13 protein-coding genes are annotated in these 16,706 nt (G+C 67.8%); 9 read left to right on the plus strand and 4 right to left on the minus strand.

What is annotated here, in order from left to right; genetic code table 11:
- The first annotated feature begins 139 nt into the window (after positions 1-139).
- From G4D86_RS39860 to G4D86_RS39880, 4 genes are all read left to right on the plus strand, one after another.
- Positions 140-772 carry a hypothetical protein gene (locus G4D86_RS39860; RefSeq protein ID WP_163999534.1) on the plus strand — a complete coding sequence of 211 codons (633 nt, stop codon included), beginning with the start codon at positions 140-142 and terminating at the stop codon, positions 770-772.
- A gap of 120 nt (positions 773-892) precedes the next feature.
- Positions 893-1,576, plus strand: coding sequence for a cytochrome c oxidase assembly factor Coa1 family protein (locus G4D86_RS54370; protein WP_163999535.1), 684 nt, complete (start codon positions 893-895; stop codon positions 1,574-1,576).
- An 854-nt stretch (positions 1,577-2,430) separates the two neighbouring features.
- Entirely contained in the window at positions 2,431-3,774 is a 1,344-nt protein-coding gene (locus tag G4D86_RS39875; RefSeq protein ID WP_240360737.1) for an IS4 family transposase, read from the plus strand.
- A 92-nt stretch (positions 3,775-3,866) separates the two neighbouring features.
- Complete coding sequence (locus tag G4D86_RS39880) at positions 3,867-5,735, plus strand: hypothetical protein (protein WP_163999537.1); 1,869 nt, start codon at positions 3,867-3,869, stop codon at positions 5,733-5,735.
- 472 nt (positions 5,736-6,207) lie between these two features.
- On the opposite strand, the gene G4D86_RS39885 is transcribed toward G4D86_RS39880, so the two are convergent.
- Entirely contained in the window at positions 6,208-7,473 is a 1,266-nt protein-coding gene (locus G4D86_RS39885) for a hypothetical protein (RefSeq protein WP_163999538.1), read from the minus strand.
- A 16-nt stretch (positions 7,474-7,489) separates the two neighbouring features.
- On the minus strand, positions 7,490-8,701 hold the full coding sequence (locus G4D86_RS39890; RefSeq protein ID WP_163999539.1) for a methyltransferase: 1,212 nt from the start codon (positions 8,699-8,701) through the stop codon (positions 7,490-7,492).
- A 269-nt stretch (positions 8,702-8,970) separates the two neighbouring features.
- On the opposite strand from G4D86_RS39890, the gene G4D86_RS39895 reads away from it, so the two are divergent.
- Positions 8,971-9,306, plus strand: a complete 336-nt coding sequence (locus G4D86_RS39895; RefSeq protein ID WP_163999540.1) for a hypothetical protein — start codon at positions 8,971-8,973, stop codon at positions 9,304-9,306.
- Positions 9,307-9,796: 490 nt separating this feature from the next.
- On the opposite strand, the gene G4D86_RS39900 is transcribed toward G4D86_RS39895, so the two are convergent.
- Positions 9,797-11,398, minus strand: a complete 1,602-nt coding sequence (locus tag G4D86_RS39900) for an LVIVD repeat-containing protein (protein WP_240360738.1) — start codon at positions 11,396-11,398, stop codon at positions 9,797-9,799.
- A gap of 209 nt (positions 11,399-11,607) precedes the next feature.
- Here G4D86_RS39900 and G4D86_RS39905 point away from each other — a divergent pair, with 209 nt between their 5' ends.
- On the plus strand, positions 11,608-12,930 hold the full coding sequence (locus G4D86_RS39905) for an Ig-like domain-containing protein (protein ID WP_163999541.1): 1,323 nt from the start codon (positions 11,608-11,610) through the stop codon (positions 12,928-12,930).
- Positions 12,931-13,179: 249 nt separating this feature from the next.
- Entirely contained in the window at positions 13,180-13,563 is a 384-nt protein-coding gene (locus G4D86_RS39910) for a DUF952 domain-containing protein (RefSeq protein ID WP_163999542.1), read from the plus strand.
- A gap of 32 nt (positions 13,564-13,595) precedes the next feature.
- On the opposite strand, the gene G4D86_RS39915 is transcribed toward G4D86_RS39910, so the two are convergent.
- Positions 13,596-14,174, minus strand: coding sequence for an alpha/beta fold hydrolase (locus G4D86_RS39915; protein WP_205520197.1), 579 nt, complete (start codon positions 14,172-14,174; stop codon positions 13,596-13,598).
- 132 nt (positions 14,175-14,306) lie between these two features.
- Here G4D86_RS39915 and G4D86_RS39920 point away from each other — a divergent pair, with 132 nt between their 5' ends.
- Positions 14,307-15,098 (plus strand): DNA alkylation repair protein, encoded by a 792-nt coding sequence (locus G4D86_RS39920; RefSeq protein WP_163999543.1) that lies wholly within the window; start codon positions 14,307-14,309, stop codon positions 15,096-15,098.
- A 209-nt stretch (positions 15,099-15,307) separates the two neighbouring features.
- The gene (locus tag G4D86_RS39925) at positions 15,308-16,690 is read left to right on the plus strand and encodes a matrixin family metalloprotease (RefSeq protein ID WP_163999544.1); all 1,383 of its coding nucleotides are present in this window, start codon (positions 15,308-15,310) and stop codon (positions 16,688-16,690) included.
- Positions 16,691-16,706 lie beyond the last annotated feature (16 nt).

The raw sequence follows: 16,706 nt of genomic DNA on the forward strand, positions 1-16,706 counted from the left end.
CGCCTGCCCAGGGCAGGGCTGGTGGATACCCGCTGGCACGCGCCCGAGGAGACCGGCTTCTACCAGCCCATCCTCACCGCGCGCAGACCCTGAGATGGGCTGGCGGTGGCCGCGCCCAAATCCAGGTAGGATTGCGTGGATGAGGCTCATCGTCCTGCTGCTGGGAAGTACGCTGTTCGCCCTGCCGTCCTCCGCCGATGCCTGTAGCTGTGGCGGTTGGACCGACCTCCCGACCGAGCTTCGCACGGCACGCGACGGGGCCGGCGTCATCGTTCATGGCCGCGTGGTCTCGGTGGCGTCCGGGCAGGTCCGCATCGAAGTCATCGAGGCCTTCAAGGGCGCCACCGGAGGGGCGAAGCTCGTCGTGGACCCGGACGGCGGCGGCGGCGGTGATTGTAGCTACTCCTTCGAGTCCGGAGAGGAGTACCTCGTCTACGCCCATCTGCATGAAGGGCGCGTCGCAACCTCCATGTGCACCCGGACCCGGATGGTCTCGAAGGGAGATGCCGAGCTGGACTGGCTCAGGACGGGGAGGCTGCCGCCCGTTCCCGTGGCGCTCTGGCGCGAGCAGGACCAGTGCACGCCCAAGGAGCCCCTCACGGCCGCCCGGTGCGAGTGGATCACGGCCGACCGCGCCATGTGCATCCTCGGCAAGGAGCTTCAGCCGCTCGCTCCGGAGACCGCCACACCGTGGGTGCTCGCCTGCAAGCCTCAGGACGGCTTCGAGCGGGTCTACATGTGCCAGGTCGTGCCAGGAGACGCGATACGCTGACCCCATATGCCCGCCTCCACCTCCCGCCCGGCCAGGCCTTCGACACGTGTGGTCTAGACCGTCATCGGCGTCCCGGTCCTCGTGCTGGGCTTCCAGGCCTGGGAGCGCATCCGGCTGAGCATGAGCGGCGCGACCCGGGCCGCGCTGAAGCAGCTCGAGGAATGCGAGGAGGCGCGGGAACTGCTGGGTGAGCCCATCGACACCGCGTGGTGGGGCTGGTCCCATGGCCGCATCCGGGTTCCCCGGTCGAGCCAGACCTGGTCCGCCACTTCCGGCACCGTGGACTGGTCCATGCCCGTCGCCGGGTCCAACGCCCGCGGCGTGCTCCACTTCCAGGGCAAGAAGGCCGGCGATGTGCCCCCAATGTGCCCCTCCAGCGGGGATGAGAACGGGACAAGATGGGGCGAGACGGGACGGGGCGGGATGACGAACCCGAGGAGAATCAAGGCGATAGCGGGTAACAGCGCGTCCTGCTTGAGGTTTCCTATCGCCCTGCCCACGGGTTCAAGTCCCGTACTCCTCGCCAATAGAAGAGCCCGGAATCGCAAGGTTCCGGGCCCTTCGCTTTTCCGGCGCCCGCGCTGCTCCGTCGGCCCGCTCCCGCCTCCACGAATCCAGGGGGCCACCCCATCCAGCAGGCCGGTGGCCGCGTCCGTGGCCCCCGGAGACAGGTGCACGTGGCGCGCTGGGTGGTGGCGAGGTTCTCGTGCCAGGCCAGTTCCTGGATGGCCTTTGCGGGCGCTCCTCGCATCGCCAGTCGCGATCAGAAGGTGTGTGCTGGAGGATGTGAAGCTGCCCCGGTGACCGGCAGCCATGCCCATGCCTGCGCCTTTTCATCCAGCGGACGACAGAGGCCCTGGCCACCGGCTTGCCGTGGTTACGGTAGCGCATCTGGGACAGCGCCCAGGGTGGGTGTGCGCCGCAGGTGGGCTTCAAGGCCGGTGGGCGACTGGTTCATCGCATGCGTAGTACTTCGAACTTCTTCCTGCCCGGCACGGCGCTGGCCCGCTCAAGCGGCATCTGGGAGAGCATCGCGCTGGCGCTGGGAGACGCTTTCGACCTCCTTCACGGAGAGCTTCGGAACGCCAACCGCTACGCTCTCAGGGCCGCTCGCCGCGTGGTGCCTCGTGTTCGCGTCGATGCAGTGGTGTGCCTGGTCGCCTTGTTCGGATTCGTCCTTCACCAACCCAACCGTGACCACCGCTGGCTCCGCTGCCTCATGGAGGCGGCGTTCTCAGTTTACATCCTTCACCAGAGGCTGATCGTGCTGTTGACAGAGTTGCTGCGGCCGATGGCGTGGCGGCCGGCCGTGGGGGGAGGGGTCGGTGCTTGTGGCAGGCACCTTGCTGATGAGCCTGGCGGGGTATGAGCTCGTGTGCCGAGTGAACGTGGTTCGGTCTGTCTGCTGCGACGGCGGCCGCACCGGCGCGAACCGGTGCGGATCTAGTTGGGCTTGTGAAGCCGGATGCCGAGACGTAGCAGGTCGGGCGAGCGAGCCTGCAGCCATCGATTGCGCCCTTACGGCCACCCCTCTCAAGGTGATGGAGGAGGCTCCCTGGCGGGCGGGGCGGCAGGAGAGGTAGCGGTGGCTTCGGGTAGCGGCGCCTGGAGGGGCCGCCGAAAGCATCTTTCAGGGTGGATTGGCCGGAGGAAGAGTCATGGCCCTGGAAGCCGTCTTCGAGCGCTTCGTGCGCCAGAGCCCCTTGCCCGTCATGGCGCGGCTGCTCATGCAGCGGGCGTTGAGTCCCGAGTGGCTGGATGCCTTGTTCGAGCAGCACCGCCAGCGGCAGTACACCCGCGAGCTACTCTTCTCCACCGAGGTGGACCTGATGGCGCTGGTGGCCTTGGGCCTGCGGCCGTCGCTTCATGCCGCAGCCCAGGCCGATGATGCGCTGAAGGTGTCGCTGCAGGCGCTCTACGAGAAGGTGCACCACACCGAGCCGCAGGTGGTGCGGCAGTTGGTGCAGGGCTGCGGGGAGCGGCTGCGGCCCGTGGTGGAGCAACTGAAGCTCCAGCAGTCGCCCTGGGCGGCGGGCTATCGCGTGCGGGTGCTGGATGGAAACCACCTGGCGGCCAGCCAGAAACGGCTCAAGCCGCTGCGGGGCTTCCGAGGAGCGGCGCTGCCCGGACAATCGCTGGTGGTCTACGCGCCAGAGTGGGACCTGGTGGTGGACATGTTCCCGGCAGAGGATGCGCACGCGCAGGAGCGGACGCTGATGGGGCCGGTGCTGGAGCGAGTGCAGGCTGGGGAGTTGTGGCTGGCGGACAGGAACTTCTCGACGACTCGGATTCTCTTCTCCCTCGAGGACAAGCAGGCCGCCTTCCTCATCCGCGAGCATGGCCGCTCCCCGCACCCGGCCGAGGTGGGGCCGCTGAAGAAGGTGGGACGAGTCGAAACGGGAGTCGTCTTCGAGCAAGCCGTCGAGGTGGAAGACGAGCAGGGACGGCGCTCGCGGCTGCGGCGAATTGAATTGCAATTGGAGGAGCCGACCGAGGATGGCGATACCCGTATTCGGCTGCTGACGAACGTGCCCGCCGAGCGCATGGGGGGCAAGGAGGTGGCGCGGCTGTACCGGCGGCGCTGGAGCATCGAAGGGATGTTTGGCCGACTGGAGTCGGTGTTGAAGAGCGAGGTGAAGACGCTGGGCTACCCGCGAGCAGCCCTGCTGGCCTTCGGTGTGGCGGTGATGGCGTACAACGCGCTGGCGGTAATGCTGGCGGCAGTCGAGACCGAACACCGGTTGGAGTCGGCAGAGTTGTCCAGCTATTACGTAGCAGACGAAGTGAAGGCCACTTATGGCGGGATGATGATTGCCATTCCCGAGAAGCTCTGGCGCAGCTTCGAGTCTCAGACGGATGCAGGGAACGAGGCGCCTTTCACGAAGCCGCGGCACGAAAAACCTGCTCGCGGGGCCCAGAGAAACGCGGACGAGGGCTCGCGTGGCTCCCGACATGATTCCTTACATGCCCTGCCAGGGAGCGACATGCTCCCAACACCTTGAGAGGGGTGGCCCTTACGGCCTGACCTTGACGAATGGCAAAGGCGCGCGCGAGCGCCGATACTTACAGCAGGTGTGGCATCGGAGGCATGGTCATGGGAGCGCATCCTTCCGACTTCGGAATCAGTCCGCACAACCCTATCCGCGTAGGCGGCGGGATCCTGTTCGGCCCGTTCAATGAACGACAGTACCTGGCGCGCTTGCGGTGTCGCGATGGACAGCCACCGGAATTCGAGCGGCGCGGCAGTTTCACGCCGGAGGGCGCGGTGGGTCCCCTCGATATCTACGAGCTGCCAGGGAAAGGGCTCGACGGACCGATTCAACTCTTATTCGACGTCTACACCTTGCCTTCTTCTTTCGAGGCGCCAAGCGGGTTTGTGATAGACAGGCCGGACGAACCCTTGCGCCTTCCGATATCGTTGGTGACCAACTTTAGAGAGAATGGCGACGCCGAACCACAGCAACTACCGCCCCGCCGTTGGCGAATTCTTGGTGCGGCCGGCGAAACGCTCGGATTCGCGTCTTGGGACGGCCTGACCACCGTTGACATCGACCTGCCCAAGAGCACCGGCGAACTCGTCCGCCGCCATGTCGATCACTTCTTGGCAGTGGCACCTGTGGACCAGTTCAAGGCGGTACTGGAGGACTTCTTTGAGCGCTACCTTGTGTTGTCGAGCGAGGGGCTCGTTCGCGGAATACCGGACGACGAACTGGAGGGCCCTGGCGAATGGACGGGACACTTGTGGGGCGATGATGTCCCTGCACAGCCAAAGAGAAGGAAGTTCTGGCCGTGGTCGCGCACGGAGCCTTTCGCCGCTGACTCCGGTGGCGCTTCGCCGCGCCGGATCACGCCATGGGCCGAGCGAGCAGGAAGCGTCGTTGCGGCCGCTGTGTTGCCGCTTGCCCTCGTGTTTGGGCTGACTGTCCTTCTGCGTTTGAGCCGTCACGTACAGCCCGATGGCCCGTGGGCCGTCTTGTCACACGCAGCTCTGCTGTTGCTCGGCGTCTACCTGACCTTTCGCTGCGGGCGAGCCTTTGTCCGCTTGCAGAGCGCACCGATCTATCCGAGAGAAAACTTCTACGGCAAGGCCGACATCGCTCCGGAAGAGTCAGGGCGGCATGAAGTCGAACGCCGTTGGCTCATGAGCGCGGGATTGCTGCTGCTGGTCGCGGACCTCATCCTCGCGTGCACTGTGACCGCCGATCAACTTGTGCCCGCCTTGGGGCTGGCCACAGGAGTGTTGGTGGAGGCCGTGCGGGCGTGGCGGATGCTGAGGCCCGGGCACACCCCGACGCTGGAATCCGAACTGCGAGGCCAGTACATCCTCTACCTTCGCAACTTCTGCAAATCTCGAGCGTCGGTAGCCTTCGCCACCTTGATGGCTGCCCGGCCGTTCAAGATGGTCATGATCGTGAGTCCTCGACGAATCGAATCGCGGTCAGTGTCCTGGTACGTGCTTGCCACGCTACGCCCCCGCGACTTCGACCGCCTGCGGCTTTGGTCGACGATCGACACGGAATGGGACCGCGTTGTCGCATCCTGTATGGCTCGCTCTCGAGGCATGGTCATCGACTACACCGGCGTCTCGTCGAGAATGGTTGGAGGAAACGGATTGACGCTGGAGATGGGCATATCCATCGGCTTCGCCCCGGAGCATCCGGTCGCATACGCGATCGACCCTGACAAACCTCTTCCGCTGCTTCTACCTGGGCCTGCGCTGCTCAAGGTCGGCTTGGGCTTGAAGTGGAATCTTCGGTATCACAGCAGACTCGTGCAGCGCCTGCGCGGAGTCCTCACTCGCACGCTCAGCGAGGACGAAAACCGCTATCTTGCGGCGCACTACGCCCACTTCGTGCAGTCCTTTCAGTCTGCCAGGATCCGCGACAGCAATCTGGCACACCGAGGAGATCGCGAGGATCCGCATTCCATCCTGATGAAGCGCAGGGATGAGTTGGGCAGGTAGGGGCCGTGTCGTTCGTCCAGTTCTGCTGGTATCGCTGCTCATGATTCATTCGTCGGGGTGAGGTCGGAGAACCGGGAGGTGACGCGCTCGGTGGATAGGGAGTGGGAAGAGAGGCTGCACCCGTTACAAGAAGTGGAAGCGGCACTACGCCGAAGCTAGGTGCAGCCAACACGTCTGGTGTCTCAACAATCCGGTGCGGTACAGAGGGCCGCATTCGCAGCTTCCCGTCCACGAAGCGCTCCCCCAAGCAGGTGCGAAGCCTGAGCCGGGGGAGGGGAGTGCGACCTTTGCCGGGACGGTGGAGGAGGCGAAGAAGGAGCGCCCACCCCGAGTGGACTGGGCCGGGCTGCTACGTAGGGCGTTCGCCCTGGACGTGTTCGGTTGCTTGAGGTGCGGAGGCAGGCTTGAGGGTGTTGGCGTCCGTGAAGGGAGCAGGAGGGGTGAGAGCGATTGTGGAGCACCTGGGGTTGCCCTAGGCCTTCGCGATGACGGGGCCGAGCACCTTCAGCAGTTCCTCGGGTGCCTCGGAAACCCAGGCGGGCGGGATCTCCACATATTCGTCGCGCAGCACCTTCACGAGGCGGTCCGCCAGCGCGCGCTCCTCCGGCCAGGCGGGGACGAGGTACTCGCGGACCAGCAGCTCCACCGTGGCCTGCTGCCGCCAGATGACCTGGGACAGGCGCTCTAGCACCCCGGGCGGCTCCACTTTCATGCCCCGCGCCAGGGCGTGGTACGCGGCCGGGTCCTCCACCTTCGACAGGCAGGCGTAGAGCTGCCCTCGCACCGCGTCGTCCTGCTCCGCTTCCAGCCCGGAGAAGAGCAGGGGCCGGGTCTTCTCCGGCCAGCACTTGAACAGCACCGGGTACAGCGCGCTGCGCACCGGGGCGAACCCGGGCCCCGCGTTCTCCGGGGCCCGCAGCGCGGCCTCGAGCTGCTCGAAGGCCTCGGGAGTCTCCACGAAGGTCCTGTGGCCATACTCGGCGCGGCTCATGACGGTGGCGTCCTGGACGCTGTCCATGCGCGCCTTCAGCGAGCCCGTGGTGAAGGGCCGCTGGGGGTCCCTCTTCGAGCCGCCCCGGGCCCGCTCCTTCTTCGGACAGGGCTCGAAGGTCCCCGGCGCCGGAGTGCCCACCGCCGAGCGCATGAGCTTGCGCACCTCGCCGTCCTCCACCCAGGGGTAGAGCGGCGCCAGGGTGACGCCCTTCTTCCGCTCCAGCGTGGCCACGAAGTAGTGCCCGGCGATGTCCACGAGGACCTGGAACTGCTTGGGCTGGAGCACCGCGGCGACCTGCGCCAACACCTGCCGTGCCTTCGGGCGCTCGAAGAAGCGCTCGGGCAGGCGCAGCAGGTGCTCCTCGGCGGAAGCATCCTCCGTCGCGCCGTCGAAGAGGTCGAGCAGGCTGTCCGCGTCGACGGAGAGCGGGACCCGGGCCTGCTCCCCTTCCGGCACCTCGAACCCGGCCAGCTCCTCCTCCTTCAAGGACCAGGAGACCTGCACCTCGTCGAGCCCGATGTCGGAGGCCAGGAACACGCCGTGCTCGAATTCCCAGGACGTGTCCTGGAACACCACGCAGATGAGCGCCTCCGGAAATTCTTCCAGGGCGTCCAGCAGCACCTGCTCCACCTTCTCCTTCTCGTGCAGCTCCGGGCCCGCGGTGATGCCGTGCCGCTGGAGCGTTGGCTGCACCTCTTCCGGAGCCTGGCAGCCACGAATGATGACGTAGTCGACGTGGGGCATGCCGGGAGGATAGCCCCTAACTCCGCGACGCGATGAGCGCGAGGTTGCGCGGAGACAGGCGCGGATCGAAGAGCTGGAGGAGCTCGACCTGGAAGCCCAGCTCCTCCAGGAGGAGCGCGCGATCCAGCAGGAGCACGACCTCCAACGCCCTCGCGAAGCGGTCCCTCAGCAGATGGCAGAGCAAGAGCTCCCGCGTCTCGGCGCGAACGGACACCTCGAAGGCATCCAGCTCGGCGTCCGTCATGCCGGGCTCGAGGCCCAGGCGCTCCAGGCGGTCGAGCGCGTAGACGGCGAAGCGTCCGTCATAGAGCGCCCGGGGCGCGTCCCCTGCCCTCACGAAGCCACGCTCGGGAAAGTGCCGCCTCGATAGGAGATGGAACGCGAAGCGCCACGCGTACACCCGCTTCATCCGCGCGAACTCCACCTCGGTCTTGTGATGCCGTCCCCGCGTCGTCAGCGCCAGGGCATGCGGGGTGAAGGGCAGCGGCTGCGCCCCCCCGAAACGGGAGACGGGGTAATCCCGCGGGGCCTCCAGCTTGTCGTAGCAGCAGCCGATGTTCAGGACGAAGCCCGCCCCCTGGCTCTTGCGAATCTGCGTGAGGGCGAGCGGCCCGCAGGTGTGCAGACCGATGGAGGCCCGGTCCCGGCCGGAGAAGAGCGGATCGAGCCGCGGTTGGAGCCCGTCCTCGACGGAGGCCTGGATGAAACACAGGGTGTCCCCGCCCGAGGGTTGGGTTCTCGTCAGCCACCGCCGGCCCTTGTCCTGCAGCGCGGCGTCCCTATCGATGCTGTGGAAGGTCCACCCGAAGGTCCGCGCACAGAGGCGGGCGAGATGTCCCATGCCGCCGCCGATATCGACCGCCTGGTGGATGAAGCGCGTTCTCGGCGCGAGCAGGGCGAGCACCCGCTCGAGCTCGTGGGTCTTCTTGGCGCTGAGTCCCTGCGTCTCCGGGACTGTCAGCGCGTGAAGGCCCTCGTGCCAGGGCAGCGCCGTCAGTTCCTGGAGCGCGCCCAGGAGCTCGCGCAGGGCCGGAGGCGGAACGCCCACGAGCACCCCCTGGTCCAGCCGCCGCTCGCCCGCTTCATCGAGCGACCGGGCATAGGCCAGCCAGTCCTCGGGATAGGCGGCGCCGGACCCGGGCCAGCCCTGGAGGATGGAGCGGGACCAGAGCGCGGACCAGGGCCGGAGTTGGTGCGTGAGCGCCTCGAGTCGCGCCTGGAAGTCCATGTCGGCGCATCCTATGCGCCGCCGCTCCGCCGGTGGGTCGCGAGCGATTCTGGAGCAGCTGGGACTGCCCCCGGCGAGTGCAAGGCGGGCCCCGGCAGCGGCCCTTCTCGGCCCCTCCGCTCCAGCCCTCACCCTCAACATGGCTTCTATCCTGCCTGTACGCCCGGCCCTGGATGGGGTTGCCTCGTCCGCTGAAGCGCTTCTCGCAGGCGAGGCGCTACGTTCGTGGCCAGGGGGGTGTTGCAACCCCTTCAGAGGAGACGCCTCACATGCCGATAGACCCGGAACATCTGCCAGTGGAGCTCCGCGAGCTTGCACCGGCCATGAGCCTTCGCATGCCGCGTGGAGGGTCTCCCAGCCGGCCTCCGCCGGGCGTCCCACCGGGCGACCCGTCGGGCAAGACCGCGTCCTGGGTCGAGCTCTTGTTCGACCCCGGGTCGCCGGCGCTGCCTGAGCCGGTGCGCGCCCGTCTCGCGGCGGCGCTGGGCAGCACCTCCGTCGTGCGCATTGTCGAATACAGCGAGCGTTCGATAACCGCCAACAAGGAGGTCGCGGTCGAGCAATTGAAGGCGCGGCTTGGCCCATACCTCGCCTCCGGGGGCTGACGGCCCCGGCCGTACCCAGGCTTCACGGCTCCGGCATGCTGCCTGACGGAGCACGAGCGTCGTGAAGACGGGGTGGGGGCTCGTGGAGTGCGCGCGGAAGGAACGTTCCTTCCACGGGGGCCGCCGGGCGGGGAGGGGACCTGCCTCGTCCCTCATGCCGCTCTCCGCCCGCGTCCCGGATGCACGACGTGGAGTCCGGCCCGAATCGCTCAGGTGCGGACGCTGGTCTTGCGCGCGCCCCGGCCCTTGTAGGCCTTGCCCGCCTTCAGTGGCGTCGTGTCCCCTTCGCCGGGCTGGTGCTGCTCTCCTGCGCCGTCTTCGAGGCGCTGGTGGCGCGCCTGCGCTGCCGCCGCCGAGGCGGAGGCCTCGAAGCCCCGCCGCCGCGCTTCCGACAGTAGTCATTGAAAGACACGAGGACACCGCCTCCACCCGGTGGAGAAGGTCGAGACGTGAGACTGCGCGCGTGCCGCGCCCCACCGTGCGAACCCCGCTACGGCTCCCGGAAGATGAACAGCCCTCGCACGTCATCCACCGCGTAGACGTACCCATCTCCGGGCACGCGGATGCCGAGGACGCCCTCGTACTGGTCCTCGTGGGTGTTCGGGTCCGTATCGCGGAAGGTGTTGAAGTGCGCCACCTTGCGCGGGCTCGTGGGATTGGACACGTCCAGCACGCGCACTCCCTCCTGGTACCAGGCGATGTACAGCCGCTCGCCTTTCAGGATGATGTTGTGGATGGAGGTGACGTCGCGAAGCTTGAACTCGCCAATCTTCACGATGTTCGCCGGGTCATCCACCTTCAGCACGCGCAGGTGGGCGCCGATCCGCTCTCCGCCCTCGAAGGCAATCGTCTGACCCGCGATGGTGCCCACCGCGCTGTGGTGGGCGAACTGGCCCGCGAACCGATAGCCGCCCAGGTACCGGACGTTGGCCGGGTCGCTCGCATCGACCACCTTGTACCCGCCAACCCCGTGGCTGAGATAGAGCCGGCCGCCGAAGGAGAAGGCATCATGCGGAAAACCAAAGGACTCCACATGGCGCCCGAGCAACTGCGGCGCGGTGGGCGTGGAGACGTCGAAGATGAGCGTCTCCCGGTTGGGAGAGGGCGACATGGCATAGAGCCGATCCCCGTCCACCAGCACGGTGTGGACGTCGATGGGCCCGCCATCCGGGTAGCTGCGCAGGAAGACCGGCGCGCCCGGGTTGGAGATGTCGAAGACGAGGAGGCCCGTGTTGGCGCTGGCGACGTAGAGCGCGTCCCCCTTGGCCCAGACGCCGTTCCAGTAGCTGTTCCCGGGCATGCTGATGGACGTCTTGAAGAGAGGATGGGCCCTATCGGTCACGTCGAACACGGTGAGCCCACCCGTCTCGCCATGGCGGTTGATGGACACCACATAGGCATGGTCCTTCGCCACATAGACGTCCGTGGGCGAGCCAAGCTCCACGCGCGACTCGGAAATGGGCCGGAGGTTGCCAGAGGACTCGCGCTCGGCGCGGCCCCAGGCCATCCGCTCCGCGCGGAAGGTGCCGGCATAGCGGAGGTAGCCGGAGCCGCAGGTGGTGAAGCAGCCCGTCAGCACGCGGGACGTGGGCGCCTCGCAGCCCGAGAGCGCGAACTCGATGGCCTCCTGGTCTGTTGCGACATCCTCGGCCTCGGTTGCCACGGTGAGGAACGTCTGGCCATCCATCTGTGTGCTGGAGACCGGGGCCCCGTGGACCTTGACGGGCTGCCCATCCTCGCCGAACCGGAGGCTGCCGCCACCCACGGTGGCGTAGGGCTCGGAGTCCCAGTCGCCGGGGTTTTCGTAGCGCAAGGTCATGCGGTAGATGCCCTTGCGGTCCAACGCGCCGAGCGTGGAGCGCTTGCACCCGGACAGGTCGAAGGTCTCCTGTGCGGGGCGGCATGGGTCATAGACCGACGTGAGCACCTTGCAGCTCGCGTAGGGGCCGGTGTCCACCCAGTCCCCTTGCTCTTCCATCGCCGTGTAGCTCCCATCCCACGGCTTCGGCGCATCCTCGGTCGAGCCGCAGCCAGCCATCGCCAGCAGGCACGCCGTCACGGCGGCCTCCAGTCCCCGCATCACTCGCGACATCTTCGACCCCCGGCATGAAGCGCGCTCCCCGGCCATGGGCGCACCCCGTTTCGTCCCCGGTATACCCGCGGCAGACGTGGCGGCAAAAAGACCGTTGCGCTACGGCTTGTTCCGCATGAGCAGCCCGCGCGCGGTGTGCATCATCGGTACAACTGTCATGGGACGGAGTGTTCTAGGCTCATGGCCCCCCCACCTCACGGAAGGGCGCCATGCTCTCTCGGACACAGCGGTGTCTCGCGTCGCTCGCTCTCATCGGTGTCTGCTTCACGGGCTCGGCCTGTGACAACGGTGACGAGCCAGACCCGCCAGACCTGCCCGGCAACATGCCTCCCAAGCTCACCGGCCCCACCGCGCAGGTCGCGCGGGTGGCTCCTGGCGACACCGTCGCACTGACGCTCGAAGCCACGGACCCGGAATCCGACGCGCTCACCTACGCCTGGCGCCAGATACCCGCCGAACCCTCCGGTACCTTCAGCAGCACCACCGAGAAGAGCCCCCGCTGGACGGCGCCCACGGTGAGCGAGCCGCGGTCGTTCACGCTGGAAGTGACGGTGAAGGATGCCAAGGGCGCAACCTCCTTGGGACGGGTGTCGGTTTCGGTGGTGCCGCCAGCCGTCCCCGGCAACACCGCTCCGACCCTGACGGAGCGCCCGTCCGCGACGCCGTCCACCGTGGCGCGCAAGGAGGCCACCACCCTCGCCGTCACCGCCACGGATGGGGACGGAGACTCGCTCACCTATTCGTGGGAACAGACGTCGCCCGCCTCTCCCGCGGGCACGTTCAGCAGCACGTCGGCGGCAAGGCCCACGTGGACGGCGCCCGACGTGCGCACCAGTGGCACCTTCACGTTGCGCGTCACCGTCTCCGACGGCCGGGGCGGCAGTGTGCAGGACACCGTCGCCGTGAGCGTGCAGGCGGTGAACCAGCCGCCGGACGTGTCCGCCAATATCACCGCGCCAGAAACGCTGACCGCGGGCACCATCGGCACCTTCTCGCTTTCGGCGACCGACCCGGACGGAGACACCCTCACCTATTCCTGGCAGCAAGATGAACCCGCTCTTCATCAGGGTACCTGGGTGGGTGACCGCACCCTCGCCAGCGCGGAGTGGTACTCGCCGGTGATACCGGGGCCTGTGTATTTCACCCTGAGCGTCAGAGTCACGGATGGGCGCAGCGACCCGGTGGCCCGGAACGTGAGGTTTTCAGTGACGGTGCCGCGCTACGGCACCGACATCCAGCCCATCTGGCGCGATGCGGGCTGCACGGGGTGCCACCCCTCCAACGGCTACCTCACCCTGACGGCGGGTGACAGCTACAGCAGCCTGGTCAACTCCTATGCGAACGTCGCCGCCTGCAACACCCTCAGGCGGGTCGCCCCGTTGGAGCCCGACAACTCGGTGCTGGTCCGCAAGCTGGAGGGCACGACGTGCGGCAGCCGGATGCCGCGCAACAACCCGACGTACTTCGACCAGAATCCCGGTCTCCTCGTGCGGGTGCGCTCGTGGATCGCCGCGGGCGCGTTCAACGACTGATTCGACTCGCCGGAAGCCGCGCCAGGGGCCCCCTCGGGGCGGCGGACTCGCGGAATGAACGTTCCTTCCGCGGTCCCCTGCCCCCGAGGCGCGCGCCACCTGTGCGCGCGTCGTGCGGTGGGCCGCCTCGCCGGACGAGGCGATGCTGCTGGTCAAGCTGGGACTGGCCAGGCTGCCGCCCGCCGCCGCGGCGCAGGTGCCCGCGATGGATGCTCCTGCCTCCCCCTCGTTGAGTGGCATCATGCCGGCATGAGCGCCCAAGCCAGCCCGCCCGAATCCGTCACCTCCATCTACACGCTGGTGCGTGGCGAGGATTGGCGGGCGGCCGAAGCCGTGGGCGAGTACCGCGGCAGCGCCGATGATCAGCGTGACGGCTTCCTGCATTTCTCCACCGCCGCGCAGGTGCGCGCCAGCGCCGCCAGACATCGCGCCGGAGAGCCGGACCTGTTCCTGGTCGAGGTGGACGTCGCCGCGCTCGGAGACGCCCTGCGCTGGGAACCGGCTGCCAGCGGCTCCCGCCCCGGCCTGTTCCCGCACCTCCATGGCTCGCTCCCCCTCGGAGCGGTGCGGAGCGTCACGAAGCTGGGGTTGAACCCGGATGGGACGCACGCCTTTCCGGTCTCGATCGCCTGACGGACCTCGGGGCTGGAGATACGGAAATGGAATCAAGCCTTCGCCTTGACTACCAAAGAGAGGGGTTGGCGGGAGGCGCGTCCTCCAAGAAAGGCGTCACCATCGATAGGGTACCAACCGTCCTTACGATAGGTGGCGGACAGCGAGACGAGCTTGTTGACGAGCGTGGGGTGACGCAACGCCAGCTGCAGTGCCACCCCTCCACCCTGGGAGTAGCCCATCACATCCGCGCGCTCCACCTTCAGGGCCCGCAGCAATGCCGCAGCGTCATCGCCGAACTGCTCGTAAGACATCTTCCGCGACGTGTCCGCGGTTCGACCGTGGCCCTGTTGATCAAAGACAATCACCGAGCGCTTCGCAGCGAAGGCCGCCACCCAGGGCTTCATTGAGTCGGTGGATAGGAAAGCCCCAGGAATCAACAGCAACGGAGCCGTCTTGGACTTGCCCAGCTCTCCGTACACTTCGTAGTAGAGCTTCAAGCCGTTGATGGGCAGATGGCCACTGCGTGAAGGGCTCGGTCCTTGCGGCTTGGACGGTGGAGGCGACGACTCCTCAGCCCACGCCGTCACCCCGATGGCAACAAGCCCCATCACCACCATTCGTCGAAACATCCGGCTGGCCTCCTCGAAAGAGAGCGCCGCTTATGCCCCAGCAGACACGGAGCGTCGACGACTCACTTCTGCGATGTGGAGCACTTCACATCCAAGGCAATCGGGTAAAAGACAGCGCTCGAGGAGACGTGCATGCCGAAGAAGATGACGCTGTCCCAGGTGATGAAGCAGCTCGAGGATCAGGGCAACGAGAAGGTGCGCCAGCGCTACGTGCGCGATGGCGTGGGGGACAACGTTTTCGGCGTGCTGCTCGGCAAGATCCGTGGCCTCGCAGAGGCGCTCGGGACGAACCACGGGCTCGGCATGGAGCTGTGGGCGACGGGCAACTACGAGGCGCGCATCCTCGCGTGCATGCTGCTCGAGCCCGCGGCGCTCACCGAGAAGGAGGCGCGCGCGCTCCTCGAGCCGCTCTCGAACCCGACCCTGGTCGACGAGCTCGTCGGGCGCGTGCTCGTGCATGCGCCCATCGCCGAGGCGCTGCAGGTGCGGTGGATGGACGGCAGCAAGGAGCTTCCCCGCCGCGCCGGGTGGAAGCTCCTCGCCGGGCGCATCGCGCGCGGGCTCGCGAAGGACTTCGACGTCCGCGCGACGCTCGCGCGCATCGAGCGTGAGCTGCCGACCGCACCGTACCGGGTGAAGGAGGGCATCAACTTCTGCCTCGTCTGGGTCGGCATCCACCTGCCCGCGTACACCAAGGAGGCCATCGCCATCGGCGAGCGCCTCGGCCGCTGGGACCCGAGACCAATCCCGAAGGGCTGCACGTCGAGCTACGCGCCGGAGTGGATCGCAGCGTCGCTCGCGCTGCGTCGAGGCGAGAAGACCGAGGCACGAAAGGCGATGGAGGCGGCCGCAAAGGCGAAGGCCGCTCCGGTCAGGAAGAAGCGCGCCGGGAAGAGGCCCTCTGCCCGGAAGGGGGCGCGCTGACATCGCGCGCCAGGCTCGGCAGGACTTCGGCCTGCTCAAATGCGATGGCCGTATGCGGAGAGGCGGAGGAGGGGACAACACCCGATGCTCCCGCGTGGTCCGAGAAGCAACAGGCGGGTCGGGTGGGCGCCGCGAAAATAGGGGGTGCCACTTTTCGCCGCTGCTCCGGTCCTGGGAGCGATGTGACGCATTTTTCCCGGAGCCACCCGATGAGACCCACCTCCAGATGCCCAGGCCGCGCGTGGGCGCTGCCCCTGTCCTGCCTGCTGGCCCTCTTCTTCCTCACGCCCACGGTCCAGGCCTCGACGCTGATGTCCCTGGATGTGCCATCGCTGACGCGGGGCTCGGACCTGGTGGTCCGGGGCCGGGTGGTGCGCGCCTCGAGCCGCTGGCTCCCAGGGACGGGGCGCATCGTCACGGACGTGGAGCTCGCGGTGGACGAGACGCTGATGGGGGCCGTGGCGCGAGACGCACTGTCCATCGTCCAGCCCGGAGGCACCGTGGGCGGGGTCCGCCAGCAGGTCAGCGGCGCCGCGGGGCTCTGGCCCGGTGAGGAGGTGGTCCTCTTCCTCGTGCGCGGCCTCGACGGGCTCCAGGTGGTGGGGCTGTCCCAGGGACGCTTCCGGGTCGTCCGCGCGGCGGACGGAGAGGGCCTGCTCGGCACCGCGGTGCTCCCCGAGGGCCTGACGCTGCTGGACCCGCTGTCGCTCCAGCCGGTGTCCGGAGCGTCGAGGACGCTGGACCTCCAGGTGCTCCGGGCCCAGGTGCGCGTGGCGGGCGGGGGCACCGTGCCCTCCCAGGTCCGCTCCGCGGGGACACAGGAGGAGTCCGCTCCGGAGTCGGAGCCCGTGACGCCGCCGGGCTACAACCGGACTCGTACGCCACCAGACGACGGGGCCAGCGAGGGCCACTGTCTGTGGTGGACCGAGAACAGCACGCTCACCTTCCACCCGCAGCAGTGCATGCCCACCGAACCGGACTGCACGGCGCGGCAGGCCGCGACGGGCCTCGCGCTGAAGAGCTGGGATGACGTCCTGGTGTCGTGCGGCAGCCTCCGCGTCATCGAGGGCGCCGCCACGGCCTCGCGCGAGGTGGGCTACTCGCGCAGCGGCCCCAACGAGAACGTCATCCTCCTGCGGGAGGGGGCTTGCACCTCGCCAGCCCAGACCGACTGCTGGGCGCACGCGCCGGAGACGGTGGCGCTGACGACGGTGACCTTCGAGCAGCGCACGGGGCGGGTGCTCGACGCGGACATCGAGCTCAACGCGGTGTTCTTCTCGTCGGCCCCCACCCAGGACCTCCAGGGCACGCTGACGCACGAGCTGGGACATGCGCTCGGCCTGGACCACACGTCCGACCCGGACTCGACGATGTATCCCACCCCGGCCTCGGGAACGGCGACGCGGACCCTCGATGACGACTCGCGGCAGGCCATGTGTGACATCTACCCGCCAGGAGCCCCCGCCCAGGACTGCATCGAGGAGGAAGAAGACCCTCACGGATGCAGCAACTCAGTGGCTGGAGCGACACCCGTGATATCCGGTCTGCTGGCCCTGCTGGTGCTGTTGCGCCAGCGTGCCCGACGCGGATGACCCCCTGAACGGAGAA

It is taken from the genome of Pyxidicoccus caerfyrddinensis (genome assembly GCF_010894405.1).
GTDB lineage: Bacteria > Myxococcota > Myxococcia > Myxococcales > Myxococcaceae > Myxococcus > Myxococcus caerfyrddinensis.

What these genes read in the sequence shown, in the direction of transcription:
- G4D86_RS39860 (WP_163999534.1), top strand. Translation starts at nt 140, where the DNA reads ATGAGGCTCATCGTCCTGCTGCTGGGAAGTACGCTGTTCGCCCTGCCG.
- G4D86_RS54370 (WP_163999535.1), top strand. Translation starts at nt 893, where the DNA reads ATGAGCGGCGCGACCCGGGCCGCGCTGAAGCAGCTCGAGGAATGCGAG.
- G4D86_RS39875 (WP_240360737.1), top strand. Translation starts at nt 2,431, where the DNA reads ATGGCCCTGGAAGCCGTCTTCGAGCGCTTCGTGCGCCAGAGCCCCTTG.
- G4D86_RS39880 (WP_163999537.1), top strand. Translation starts at nt 3,867, where the DNA reads ATGGGAGCGCATCCTTCCGACTTCGGAATCAGTCCGCACAACCCTATC.
- G4D86_RS39885 (WP_163999538.1), bottom strand. Translation starts at nt 7,473, where the DNA reads ATGCCCCACGTCGACTACGTCATCATTCGTGGCTGCCAGGCTCCGGAA.
- G4D86_RS39890 (WP_163999539.1), bottom strand. Translation starts at nt 8,701, where the DNA reads ATGGACTTCCAGGCGCGACTCGAGGCGCTCACGCACCAACTCCGGCCC.
- G4D86_RS39895 (WP_163999540.1), top strand. Translation starts at nt 8,971, where the DNA reads ATGCCGATAGACCCGGAACATCTGCCAGTGGAGCTCCGCGAGCTTGCA.
- G4D86_RS39900 (WP_240360738.1), bottom strand. Translation starts at nt 11,398, where the DNA reads ATGTCGCGAGTGATGCGGGGACTGGAGGCCGCCGTGACGGCGTGCCTG.
- G4D86_RS39905 (WP_163999541.1), top strand. Translation starts at nt 11,608, where the DNA reads ATGCTCTCTCGGACACAGCGGTGTCTCGCGTCGCTCGCTCTCATCGGT.
- G4D86_RS39910 (WP_163999542.1), top strand. Translation starts at nt 13,180, where the DNA reads ATGAGCGCCCAAGCCAGCCCGCCCGAATCCGTCACCTCCATCTACACG.
- G4D86_RS39915 (WP_205520197.1), bottom strand. Translation starts at nt 14,174, where the DNA reads ATGTTTCGACGAATGGTGGTGATGGGGCTTGTTGCCATCGGGGTGACG.
- G4D86_RS39920 (WP_163999543.1), top strand. Translation starts at nt 14,307, where the DNA reads ATGCCGAAGAAGATGACGCTGTCCCAGGTGATGAAGCAGCTCGAGGAT.
- G4D86_RS39925 (WP_163999544.1), top strand. Translation starts at nt 15,308, where the DNA reads ATGAGACCCACCTCCAGATGCCCAGGCCGCGCGTGGGCGCTGCCCCTG.